This window comes from Paenibacillus sp. AK121, from assembly GCF_019042715.1.
Classification (GTDB): Bacteria; Bacillota; Bacilli; order Paenibacillales; family Paenibacillaceae; genus Paenibacillus; species Paenibacillus polymyxa_C.
The window spans coordinates 679,370-690,228 of record NZ_JAHPJM010000001.1 but is presented as its reverse complement, the minus strand read 5'-3'; the positions used below and the strand labels follow the sequence as shown (position 1 = coordinate 690,228).

Genomic DNA, 10,859 nt, shown 5'->3' with positions numbered 1-10,859 from the left:
TATGCCGAGGACCGGGATCGAACCGGTACGGTAGTCACCTACCGCAGGATTTTAAGTCCCTTACGAATAGTAAGCGTGTTAAAACCGCGCTATATCAACGTTTTAGACCGATTATATACGTTAAATTGACGACAAGTACCCGAGGACCTCACCGTTCATTTATGCGTGATGTGATTTCGTAGGCTCCCGCTCCTGTGCGGTTGCTACCGTTATATTATACGGTAAATATTTCCGGTATACAAGCGTTATGTGCGGGATATAATAAGAACACACGTTCTTAACACGGAGGCTCGCAACATGACTACGCAGATAACCGCAGAGGACCACGCACTCGTCCGTACATATTTATTATTACCGATGGTACTTACCGCTTTTGAACGCGACAAACGTATACTTTCCGAGTCAGCCGGATTACGCACGCCCGGTCCATACGTAGAGGTCGTTGAGCGCGCGATGAACGCAGTGAGCTCGGAACTAAAGGACATACGCGCCGCTATGCGCAAACGAGGCGTTAAAGTATACGAGGAAACACGGGATTCCGTCCAAGTAGTTGCGCTATATCAATGCCGCGGCTATCACGGCCGCTTTATGATGCTCAACTCGTTCGTGGCGGCAGAGGCCGGGTTATTGATGCGGAAATATCTCGGACTGGATACTCGTAAAGTAAACGCAGCACGGAGTACGCTGCGGCCTTGAACGTACAACGAAGAAAAAGCGCCTGCCTCCGAAGAGACAAGCGCTTAGTTTATTTAGTCACTTACTTAGATTTATTGTTACTTTATCCGCATATTGTGTATCAAACATGTTATCTCTGGCATCTAAACTGAAACCTACTGCATCAATAGGGACTTCAAATGCAACTTGTGCTTTTCGACTAAGTCCGGGGTTTAAGCTATCGAAAGCAAACTGTTCCTTTAAGTATGAATTAGCATCACCGCTTGGGTCATATTTACGACCGTTAGAATCGTATAGAGTGAAATAGTTGCTATCTATGTTAACAGGTTTACTTCCTACATTACGAACCTTTACAGAGACAACTACAAACTTACCTTCTGTGGTTATATCTCCTACGGAGCCTTTTTCAGAGATTCCCGTTGCAGTAAACTCGTAAGTTCCAAGTTTTACTTTATCCCCGATCACTGGACCTTTAGATTTTGGTGTCACGCTTTCACTCTTATCTTCAGGCATCGTAGCCTTTGGTGTATCTGCCAAAACTACGGAACTACCTGTATTGGTACTTGCGGGCAACGGTTCTGGATTATCAGACGTCAGCTTTCCACTAACCGCAAGTATTACGAATAGCGCAACTACCGCGCCAATAACGCCGTATATCTTGTCCTTCACATCTTCCCCTCCGCTCTTTCGTATATCCACATAATACCATCGGACTAGGCCACTGTCACTACAGTTACACGAAAAATAACAACAAACTCCCTGTTACATAAATTTTTCCCTAATTATATAGGCAAAATAATAAAACAATTGTTTATAGTCAATGCTTAGTGTATAATAAAATAAAAAATGTAACGCATTACAAAAAGAAAAAATGTAACGCATTACAAAAAGAAAAGGCCGCTAATATCGCAAGACATAGCGCGGCCCTAGTCTAATTTGATTGTATTTCACGAAAAATAGCCGCTATCTTTGCACGGATGTGGGCTATTTTTTGCGTTTTATAATAATGACAAGTGTGGCGAACATTATCATAAGTGACAAAGATTCATACACAGTCATGGGCGGTCACCTCCTCCCTAAAAGAGAGGACCGCTTTTTGCTATGCCCTGCATTTTTAAATTATACAGTATCTCCCCTTAACTGCCTACCATTTTATACAATCGTAATTAAATACACTACATCTGAAGAAGTAGCACGTTGTCACTAAAAGAAAAAACGGACCCACTCACGCAATCTCCCGCACAAATGAGTCCGTTAAAGTCTGTTACTTCGTATCTTCCGCCTTCTGCTCCGTCTTGAACGTCGAGTACACGCCTGTCCCGATTAACGCGTACGACACGATGTCTACTCCGATTTGCCACGTTCCGAAGTCCGGTGCAACTCCGTACTTTTCGAGAATTTGGTACGCAAGGCCGACGACGGCTGCGATGAATAACGGATTAGTTAAACGTTGTTTCATGTTACGCTGCACCTCCCTTCGCACCAAATACGCCAGCGCGGTCGAGTATCGTAATCATCCGGTAGAAATCGTAGCTACCGTCGTTCGCGGTATCCAAAAGCCCGACTGCCTTCGCATTAACACACGCTTGTTCCGCCCACGCCGGCACCTTCGCGAGCTTATTCGTAGATTCCAGCGCAACTACACGATCCTGCAACGCTTTAAAAGCGGCTTTTTCTTCCGTTGTCATCTCGTCATCATCCTCCGGTTTATTCGATTTAAGTGCGTCAATCTTCGCCATCGCAGTATTAAGTTGCGTCTGGCTCGGGCGCTTGCCTGCGCGGTAGTCTGCGGTTGATAACCCGAACGTCATCTCGAAATGCGGATAATCCTTAAACGAGCGCCAATCTCCGCCCCAATTCCAGCCGATCCGTTTTGCCTCCGCAACGACTTCGTTCCAGTCCGCAATGCCATCCCCGTCTCCATCGCGCCGCATATCCCACGATACGTTTTTCCCGTCCGGCAACAATAACGCAAAGTCGATCGCAACGCCGAAATTGTGGTAACTGTAACCTCCGCGAGCATTCGTTACGATTTGGCCGGGCTTGCTGCGGCCTTGTGCGTAAAGTCCGTTCTGCTCGTCGATGGTGCGGAGCCCTTGCGTGATAACAATCGGCACGCCGCACGCATAGGCAAAGTCGATAAGCAACTCGGCCGCTTTACGTTGGATGTCAGACAGACCCGCGATTCGATTCGTTGACTTAGCGCGGACTTGATCTAGCGTGAGTTTGTTCGCCATATTTACGTTAACCCTCCCGTTTAATCGCCGACTTGATATCGTTGACGTCAATCCGCAACGTCTCGTACTGGCCCGCGAGCGTTTCGAATTGCTGCGTAATGCCCTCCGCGAGTTTTAGCAAGCGGTCCTCTCGTTCGCGTGCCTCGGTATTGATGCGCAGCTCTCGCGCGGCTGCTTCGTCCTGGATGCGGGATTCACGCGCTTTGCCATCGTCCTGAATGCGTCGGGACTCACGTAATTGGTATAAAAAGAGCGCGACAAAAAGGACGGCGAAGATACCGTCCTTTAGTGCTGCGTTTATTAACGTTTGTTCCATCGGTTATACGCCCTCTCTCTATTACTCGTACGCCCACCAGTTACTTACATACACATAATATGAATCTACCCCGACGGATTGCGTCGTATGGTTAAACGTGATTTTTCTGCCCGATCTAGTATAACTCAAGGAAATTTGACTATTTTGTATTGTCCCTACCGGATCTATAGGTAAAATTTCGGGACCAACACTTGAGACAGTCCCTCCCCCCGGTTTGAGTCCCGAAACAAATATTTTAACGAGCACCGTATTGGGGTTAAAGTCTACAGGAATGTCTAGTGACTTTGATTCGCCGAAACGGATACCGTTTAGAGTTACACCTAGATTACCGCTTGCGGTATGCTTTACGGATAAAGCTAAAATTGCCGCCGCTAACTGATCTCCGGTCATGGCCGAGTTGGCGTTTCCGCCTTTGCCAGTGATAGCGTTAGCGACCTTGGATTTAAGATCACTGGCTTGCGTAAAAGCCTGGTCAGCCCGGTTGTATGCTTCATTTGCTCTATCATTAGCCGTCTTCAGCGCCTTAGCGGTCGGCGCCAAAGTCTCTGACGTACTATTCGTTGCATTCGTAAGTTGGACGATACCTTTAACCGTCGTACTTGCGTCAACCGGGTCCTTTACGTTAAGCTGACCCGCAGGCACCTTCCCGTCTGCACCAAGTACCGCAAGCCCACCCGCAACACCTGCCTTCGCATCTATCGCCTCGGCCAGCGCATTCATGTCGCGCGGTACGTCCGCAGTCATGTTTGGCTCAATTAGCGGTAGGTTGAGTTTATCCGTATTTGCCATCGTTAAAACCTCCGGTTATATATGTCTTCGTACATCTTCCCCGTTGCCGCAATCTCACCGTACGTTTGGTTCAATGCAGTTAGTTCCGCATACGTAAAGAAGCGGAACACGTAGTCAATTGCGAGATGCGCCGGTATAATTTCGCGTAACGTTTCTTTTAATAAGTCAATTTGCGCAGGCACGCCAAAAACGCCTACGAATGTAATCGTAAGCGTGTAACTAGCGATGTTGGGCGTCACGTCTACTTCTCCGTTTGCATACGCGGCCGCTACGTTCTCGATAAGCTCCGCGGTTACCCGTCCAACGCCACGGAGCTTACCGCGAAGGACCTCACGCCGCTGCTCGTACGTTTTCGTTGGGTCCGTGGTGATTCCGAATATCTTCTCCCACCGCGTAAGCCCCCACGTAGCCGAACCGATGTAAAACTGATCAAGTACATCGTTAGCGGATGCACCGACTCGCGCTAGTTCCTCGGCCTCGCGGTCGACTACATTGTCAGCGATACGGGATTCGTTATAGTAATCCGGAAGCGAATCACGCATAAACTGACGCATTTGTTCCGCTGTCTTTGTCACGATATCGTCACCGTCCCGAGTACCGCTACCTGCCCGTCCGCAACGATGATGTTGCCGGTCGTACCGTTAAGCGTAAGTGACGCATAGTCCCTGACCGGGGGGATGTCGATAATTACGTTGCCGATCTGATTGATACGAACGATCGGGTCCGCGAAGGCTAACGTTTCGAGGTACTTACGCGCTCCCGCATCGACTAGCGCTTTTACTTCGTCCAACGTAGCACCCGGCGCCAAGTCCACGTCAGCTACGATATTAATTGGAACCTCTTCCGCTCCCACAACCGTAGCCACCGCGCCGAGCGGTGCCTGACCTTCGCCGCGTCCGTCCTGTGTCGGATCAATGTACGCTTGGGCTGCGGCTATGACTGCGGAATCGGGCGAGGTCTTGTCGTCACCAAGTAGTACGACCTTAACAGTGCCCGCGCCCTTCCATACCGGATAAACACGCGCATCTGTCACACCGGGTACCTCTCGCGCCCATTGTCGATAGTGATTCGCGTTACCCGACGTAACTGGCCGCCGCGCTCGTTCGTAGTAGCGATCACGAAATGCATCGTCCGTTTCTCTATCTACGCCGCCCTCAAAGTTAACTGCGTTCGTTACCGTTACGACTCCGACTAAATCGCCCACCATCGTATTAACTGCGCCAATACTTACGTTGCCGGATACGCCCGCCTCTTCTGCTGTAGCCGAGACCGTCGCACTTGTGCTTGCGATTGTTACGTCAGCCGTCGTTATAAAATAAACCGGAACCGCCGCGCCCGTCGATGTAACGGTTCCTGCGGGAATAACCGTCCCGTTAGGACCCTTAAACGTTAATGTACCTTTCGCTTTTACCGCTGCTTTGCGTGTCAGTCCGTAATCTGCTGCGCGACGGTCGAGATAGACGTCACTTGTGGTATCCGTAAAGCCCATCGTAAGTACTGTGTCCAATTCCGTGTAAAGTCCGGTCATTTCGATAGCGGCTGGTGAGAGTAAATCGTTCGTAACCGAGCCTTGCCGCTTGTCAATATCCTCCGGAGATGCGTCGAGCATCCGTTGTAGTATCGCGGCCTTCGTTTGATCCTCGTACATCTATAGCGTCACCTCCATCGGTATTGTCTCGTTATCTGTATCCACGTAAAAAGAGACGAACAAATCGCTCGCCTCTTGCATAATTTCGAATCCATATACGTCGTCAATTCGGTCGTCGTAAATAAGTGCCTCGGTTATGACCCGAGGTATTTCCGTTTCAAGCAGCTCCATCGGAACGTCCTGACCGATCAAGTCTTCGAGCTCACATCCGTAGTCCTCGTCGTAGATCGTAAAGTGAAAACGCGAGGTTAATATCGCTTTGAGAATAAACTGGCGAATCGCCTCGCGTCCATCAATAATCCCGCCGACTACTCCGCTATCCAAATCTAGGGCATACGTCCGACTCGGCTCCACGTCATTTTCCGTTACTACGTCAAGGTCTGCGTCGAGATTTACGTCAACTTCCGGCAATGGACTAAGCGCCATCAGCCGCACCTCCTATCCGATCCAGCACGATATAACGTTGTCCCGCGCCAAACGACGCAACGGCCACGCGATCGCCCGCCTTCAGCGTGTCATGAAGCGTAATCTCAAACGTACCGGACGTGAAGCCTCCGAAGTTGAACACGTCGCTGAACGCTTTCGAATTAACAGGCGCAGACGATTCGGTCTCCTTTGTTACGCGCGTATATCGGTTGAGTTCAAGCGTAGTCGGCTCCACCGCTTTAACGGACACTTTCCGCGTATGTTCACGCAAATGCTCCGGAACAATTACGTCGTCTGCGTCGAGTTCAATCTTCATATTATCGACTTGGACGCGGAGAGCTGGCGGAGGAGCGAGGATTGTTGCGTATTCGATATCGACTTCTACGTTGTGTCCGAGTTGCTTAATGACGTCGCGGAATTGCGATACGCCGCCTCCGTCAATTCGTTCGATCATTTCTTCGCTCCTCCCCGTATCGATTCCATTTCAGAGACAACGTCTAAAACCTTCATTGTACTGCCGCTACCGCTGTTATTTGCCTTTGAGGATTTTTTCTTTGCTTTCTTTTTCTTCTTCTTGGCTGCTTCTTTCTTCGGCTCTGATTCTTCATACTCCAATTTCGGCAGGTCATCGGTTTTACTCAACGTAAGCGACATCGTGTGTGTACCGTTCGTAAACGTATGAGTATCCGCATTTACGTAATAGCCGCCGACAATGTCCGTCATGGATTCAAACGCATAAACAGCAGTTCCCGCGACAACTTGCGTAATACCTAAAGCATCTACCGACACGTCTTCGCCGACTTTACCGAGTTCCTTTAGTTTTGCTTTCGCAAGTTGTTGGATTTGCGAAGCGGTTGCGTCCGAATCCGCAGACTCTACGTGCTGCATCATTCCGTATTTTTTAATCAACGCGGCATCCTTAGCCGTAGACGTTATCGGCTTTTCCTCCGTTCCACCCTGCGCCTTGACCGCTGTCCGCATCTCCTCAATAGACTGGCTACGCCGGGCCGACGTAATGTTAACGCCATCCTCCAGCATCCAGCGGATAACCTCGTCCTTTTTCTCACGCAAAAAAAGCTTACCCTCACGCGAGTAAACGATGAATTTACGGTTATTTTGCTTACGTGTTTCCGTCAGTGCCGTCGTAATCATATCCCATAACGACATATCGCGGAGGATGAGCTTCGGAATAACGTAGCCCGTGTTTGCGACGGTACCAACCGGGATTCCGAACGACTTACACAACGAGGAAACGATCGCGCCAGCCGTTTTGCCTACGAACTTTTGCGTATCAGCGTTTTTCGTCAGGTACACGTTTTCATCGTACGCCGTAATTGTTGTATCGCCTTTGTCGTCGATGTCGTACGTAAAAATAACGCCGCGGAATAGACCCACATCGTCTGCGTAAAACCGGAGTTCCTTTCCGAGCTCAAACGCGATCCGCTTATCGTCCGCATTTAACGTGTTGGAGTACGCGATAGTCAACGTACGGTGTGGCTGCGCGACGTCTCCGGACCATGTTGCGGATTTAACGAGCGGTTCGATCCAATACTTACCGTCATATAGCAATTTAATCTGTGCAGCTCCCGTTCCCATTACGGAATCACCAACTTTTGCCCCGGCTTGAGCACGTTAGGGTTCGGACCGATTGCGGACTTATTTTTCGCGTAAAGCTCACGCCAGCGGTCTCCGTTGCCGAGTACGTCTGCCCGTTGCGCAATCTTCCAAAGCGAGTCGCCAGCCTTAACCGTATAGGACTTCGCCTTGACCGTTGTATTCGGACGCTTGGCTGAGGATGTAAGCTTCGGCATCGTCTTTGACGCGGAGCCCGTAAGCTTCTTATTATCCGATTTCTTCGCAATCTCGATAAATACGTGTTCCTTCAGTGATAACGTATAGTAGATGTCGCCAGGCTCGCCACCGCGCTCCTCGTACTCAAAGGAGCGGATAGTAACCGCGAAATTAACGGATGTTCCGGTGATAATAAACCGGGCGGGCTTACCGCTACGCATCCAACGTTCAATTATCGCTACGTACTCACGCGGCTCCTTGAGGTTCGTGTACGAGCAGTAGCCGGCGTTATAATCTCGTGGGAAAAATGATGAAAACGAGAACTCACGAAGGCGCTGATTGCCGATTATCGTGTACTCGCCGAGATTCGATATCTCTACGTCCTCGTACCCGTGGGTCATCGTTGTTTTGATACTCTCGGGATTAACCGGGAGCCATAGGACTTCCGCGCCGTTATTGTACTTGAGCCAAAACTGCAAATCATCGCCTCCTATCTCGCAAGTTGTACCGCCAGTTGACGGGCTAGTTTATCGATATCCGCATCCTCGCGTATCGTAGTACCGTACATATTAATTACGACACCGCTATGCCCGCCTTTGCCGCGTTGCTGATCACGCCACTCTGACGCTTCGTGTTTCGTAAGGACCGCCTCGTCTTTGTGGAGACGTGCGGGCATTCCGTTGTACGGAACGGTATCAATACCGCTTGCGAACCCGGTTGCTCTGCGGAAATCCGCCCATAAACTTGTATCGTTAGGGTCGACTTTGCTCGACGGTGCTTTAAGCTCCGTAGGACCCTTAATTACTGGCGTGCCCTTCGGCGTGCTATTGAGTTGCGCATTATACTCCAGCAACCGCTCTCCGCCTGCTGCTCCGCTAACCTCACGTAATCCGGTCCGCAGGAAATCTATTGTTTTCTTAACCCACGGATCAGCAATGATTCCTAGTGCCACTGCGAGACCGATCGGATTCGGCGCCTTCCCCGCAATAAACAAGCCGAGAATAAACGCAAATTCGGGGTTATTGGCAATTGTACTCGCGAAATTCTTCCCGATTGCAACTGCGGATTCCTTACCGAACTGCGCAAACTTTTCGGACGCGCCTCCGTTCCACCAATTGGATAACGTCTTCTTAACGTCGTCGAATACGAACGCAATTTTACTCTTAATATCGGGAAGCTTGTTAAACTCCGGATTGTTTATAAAATGCGTTTTTAGGTACGACTTAGACGTGTCGACCGCACGCTGCATGGCGGCTGTGATTCGCGGGGTGTACTTAACGACAAAGTCCGCAGCAGCTTGCGCGAGCTTCTTCAGGATCGGCATCGTCGGAAGCAACGCGGAAATCTGCAACGTCTCGATTGCGCCCTGGAATTGCTCAACCGCGCCCGCTGCGTTGTCCATCTTCTTGGTTGCGACTTGTAGCGCGGTGACATTCGCCATCTCCTGCTGGAACTTCTTAACGCCAGCCGCGCCCTCTTTAAAGAGGATATTTCCCGCACGAATCGCGTCGGACCCGAAGATTTGGTGCAGATAGTATTGACGCTGCTCATTCGTAAGCTTTCCGAATCGGTTCTTCAGCAAATCCGCTACTTGCGCTAGGTCTTTAATCTCACCCTTTTCGTCGTAAAACGCAGAGTGTACGAGATTACTCGCGGTTAAGAACTTCTTCGTTTCCTTCGTGGCCTTAGCCGTACCGACCTTGAGTCCCGTCTGCGCTGCAACGTATTTCTCGATATCCTTCGTAACCGCTTGGACGGATGTGCCCGTTGACTTAATGCCCTTTTTGGACATAAATGCGAGGGCATCCGTGGTATTTACGGTCAAGAGATTGAAGTCCTCGAACATGCCATACGCCTTGTCCGTCATCGGCACGAGGTTCGAGAGCATCGTTTTCAGCGACGTACCCGCGTCTGCGCCCTTCAGCCCGTTATTCGCGAACAAGCCTAGCGCTGTATTCGTGTCCTTAAACGACTGCCCTACGCCATCTGCAACTGAACCAACCGCTGCCAACGAGTAACGTAAATCGTGTACGTCCGTAGCTGAGGCGTTCGCCGTACCCGCCAAGATATCCGCAGCCTGCGCCGCAGTTAAGCCGTCTTTCTTAAACGAGTTAAGCGCGGTCGACATAATTTCCGCAGATTCCGCTAGGCCGAGACTACCCGCAGTTGCGAGATTAAGTGCTGCGTTAAGTCCGCCCGCCTGAACCTGTGCCGTAGTCATCCCCGCTTTGAGCAACTCTTCGATCCCTTGTGCAGCTTCAAGTGCTGAATCAAAATGTTATCGTAGAGGCTCTTTATCCTCTACTTCTTACGGTTTCCCGTAAGTTCAGACTATATCTTCGCCCTCGACATAATTCGGTCGGGCGCTGTGCGCTCGTGGGTGTTTTGCCATGCCTTACGGTTTAGGCTACTCCACCTAGTCGTTACACCTTCCGGTAATTTCTTACACGGCTCGGCTCGGTATTAGCATGGGGAAAAGCAAAAGGAACGCGTCCGTCAAGCGCATTCCTCGTGGATAAATTCAATAAGTTGCTTTTCAGTGTTGCCTGTATAACCATATTGATTGTGGAAAGCTACATGACAGGTCTCACAGAGTGTTACTCCGTTATCCACGTCAGTACGCCCTTCTACATACTCCGCATAGTTACGAACGTGATGCGCCACGAGGTTTCCGCCTCTACTGTCACCGCAAGATACACACGCATACCCATCTCGGAAAAACACGTCTTTGCGCCAATGTGTGTACTCAGGATAACTACGTGCTTGCAAACGCTCCTCGTCCGTAAGGTCGGGGTTCCATCGCGGGTGATCTGCCCCCACGTACACGACACTACGTAGTAGACCTGCACACTCAACTGAGCAACACGTTGTTTTTCTATTATCAACTGCACTGGGCTTTATGTGGAATAACTTCCCACAATAATCACATTCTTTTTGGTTATCTTTCTTAACCTGAGCCATTCGTTGTGAATGGTAC

15 protein-coding genes and 1 pseudogene are annotated in these 10,859 nt (G+C 50.0%); 2 read left to right on the top strand and 14 right to left on the bottom strand.

The window, feature by feature from the left end:
* Nucleotides 1-182 (top strand): hypothetical protein (locus KSP24_RS03230; RefSeq protein WP_216974459.1); only part of this gene is annotated, 182 nt, incomplete at its 5' end.
* Nucleotides 183-297: 115 nt separating this feature from the next.
* Nucleotides 298-696, top strand: a complete 399-nt coding sequence (locus KSP24_RS03225; protein WP_216974458.1) for a YhjD family protein — start codon at nucleotides 298-300, stop codon at nucleotides 694-696.
* Nucleotides 697-753: 57 nt separating this feature from the next.
* On the opposite strand, the gene KSP24_RS03220 is transcribed toward KSP24_RS03225, so the two are convergent.
* From KSP24_RS03220 to KSP24_RS03160, 14 genes and pseudogenes are all read right to left on the bottom strand, one after another.
* On the bottom strand, nucleotides 754-1,344 hold the full coding sequence (locus tag KSP24_RS03220) for a DUF4352 domain-containing protein (RefSeq protein WP_216974457.1): 591 nt from the start codon (nucleotides 1,342-1,344) through the stop codon (nucleotides 754-756).
* 315 nt (nucleotides 1,345-1,659) lie between these two features.
* The gene (locus KSP24_RS25555; protein ID WP_220450166.1) at nucleotides 1,660-1,734 is read right to left on the bottom strand and encodes a putative holin-like toxin; all 75 of its coding nucleotides are present in this window, start codon (nucleotides 1,732-1,734) and stop codon (nucleotides 1,660-1,662) included.
* Between the two features lie 205 nt (nucleotides 1,735-1,939).
* Nucleotides 1,940-2,134: a hypothetical protein gene (locus KSP24_RS03215; protein ID WP_216974456.1), complete on the bottom strand. Its 195-nt coding sequence runs from the start codon at nucleotides 2,132-2,134 to the stop codon at nucleotides 1,940-1,942.
* A 1-nt stretch (nucleotide 2,135) separates the two neighbouring features.
* Nucleotides 2,136-2,912, bottom strand: coding sequence for a M15 family metallopeptidase (locus tag KSP24_RS03210; RefSeq protein WP_216974455.1), 777 nt, complete (start codon nucleotides 2,910-2,912; stop codon nucleotides 2,136-2,138).
* 7 nt (nucleotides 2,913-2,919) lie between these two features.
* Nucleotides 2,920-3,228 carry a BhlA/UviB family holin-like peptide gene (locus KSP24_RS03205; RefSeq protein ID WP_216974454.1) on the bottom strand — a complete coding sequence of 103 codons (309 nt, stop codon included), beginning with the start codon at nucleotides 3,226-3,228 and terminating at the stop codon, nucleotides 2,920-2,922.
* A gap of 21 nt (nucleotides 3,229-3,249) precedes the next feature.
* Nucleotides 3,250-4,017 (bottom strand): phage tail protein, encoded by a 768-nt coding sequence (locus KSP24_RS03200; protein ID WP_216974453.1) that lies wholly within the window; start codon nucleotides 4,015-4,017, stop codon nucleotides 3,250-3,252.
* Between the two features lie 2 nt (nucleotides 4,018-4,019).
* A complete protein-coding gene (locus KSP24_RS03195) occupies nucleotides 4,020-4,592 on the bottom strand; it encodes a YmfQ family protein (RefSeq protein ID WP_216974452.1) in 573 nt (190 codons plus the stop codon).
* Nucleotides 4,589-5,665, bottom strand: coding sequence for a baseplate J/gp47 family protein (locus KSP24_RS03190; protein ID WP_216974451.1), 1,077 nt, complete (start codon nucleotides 5,663-5,665; stop codon nucleotides 4,589-4,591). The genes KSP24_RS03195 and KSP24_RS03190 overlap by 4 nt, the downstream gene beginning before the upstream one ends.
* Nucleotides 5,666-6,091 carry a DUF2634 domain-containing protein gene (locus tag KSP24_RS03185; protein WP_216974450.1) on the bottom strand — a complete coding sequence of 142 codons (426 nt, stop codon included), beginning with the start codon at nucleotides 6,089-6,091 and terminating at the stop codon, nucleotides 5,666-5,668.
* A complete protein-coding gene (locus KSP24_RS03180; RefSeq protein ID WP_216974449.1) occupies nucleotides 6,081-6,545 on the bottom strand; it encodes a DUF2577 domain-containing protein in 465 nt (154 codons plus the stop codon). Before KSP24_RS03180 ends, KSP24_RS03185 begins: the two co-directional genes overlap by 11 nt.
* The gene (locus KSP24_RS03175) at nucleotides 6,542-7,687 is read right to left on the bottom strand and encodes an XkdQ/YqbQ family protein (RefSeq protein ID WP_216974448.1); all 1,146 of its coding nucleotides are present in this window, start codon (nucleotides 7,685-7,687) and stop codon (nucleotides 6,542-6,544) included. Before KSP24_RS03175 ends, KSP24_RS03180 begins: the two co-directional genes overlap by 4 nt.
* The gene (locus KSP24_RS03170; RefSeq protein ID WP_193190941.1) at nucleotides 7,687-8,283 is read right to left on the bottom strand and encodes a LysM peptidoglycan-binding domain-containing protein; all 597 of its coding nucleotides are present in this window, start codon (nucleotides 8,281-8,283) and stop codon (nucleotides 7,687-7,689) included. The genes KSP24_RS03175 and KSP24_RS03170 overlap by 1 nt, the downstream gene beginning before the upstream one ends.
* Before the next feature lie 89 nt (nucleotides 8,284-8,372).
* Nucleotides 8,373-10,139, bottom strand: a pseudogene (locus KSP24_RS03165) (phage tail tape measure protein); the annotation flags it as partial.
* 239 nt (nucleotides 10,140-10,378) lie between these two features.
* Nucleotides 10,379-10,702, bottom strand: a complete 324-nt coding sequence (locus tag KSP24_RS03160; protein WP_216974446.1) for an HNH endonuclease — start codon at nucleotides 10,700-10,702, stop codon at nucleotides 10,379-10,381.
* Between the last annotated feature and the right edge of the window lie 157 nt (nucleotides 10,703-10,859).

Excerpts from the sequence above, each read along its gene's own strand:
- KSP24_RS03185 (WP_216974450.1), bottom strand. The coding sequence starts at position 6,091 with ATGGCGCTTAGTCCATTGCCGGAAGTTGACGTAAATCTCGACGCAGAC.
- KSP24_RS03210 (WP_216974455.1), bottom strand. The coding sequence starts at position 2,912 with ATGGCGAACAAACTCACGCTAGATCAAGTCCGCGCTAAGTCAACGAAT.
- KSP24_RS03225 (WP_216974458.1), top strand. The coding sequence starts at position 298 with ATGACTACGCAGATAACCGCAGAGGACCACGCACTCGTCCGTACATAT.
- KSP24_RS03200 (WP_216974453.1), bottom strand. The coding sequence starts at position 4,017 with ATGGCAAATACGGATAAACTCAACCTACCGCTAATTGAGCCAAACATG.
- KSP24_RS03205 (WP_216974454.1), bottom strand. The coding sequence starts at position 3,228 with ATGGAACAAACGTTAATAAACGCAGCACTAAAGGACGGTATCTTCGCC.
- KSP24_RS03180 (WP_216974449.1), bottom strand. The coding sequence starts at position 6,545 with ATGATCGAACGAATTGACGGAGGCGGCGTATCGCAATTCCGCGACGTC.
- KSP24_RS03175 (WP_216974448.1), bottom strand. The coding sequence starts at position 7,687 with ATGGGAACGGGAGCTGCACAGATTAAATTGCTATATGACGGTAAGTAT.
- KSP24_RS03190 (WP_216974451.1), bottom strand. The coding sequence starts at position 5,665 with ATGTACGAGGATCAAACGAAGGCCGCGATACTACAACGGATGCTCGAC.
- KSP24_RS03215 (WP_216974456.1), bottom strand. The coding sequence starts at position 2,134 with ATGAAACAACGTTTAACTAATCCGTTATTCATCGCAGCCGTCGTCGGC.
- KSP24_RS03170 (WP_193190941.1), bottom strand. The coding sequence starts at position 8,283 with ATGACCCACGGGTACGAGGACGTAGAGATATCGAATCTCGGCGAGTAC.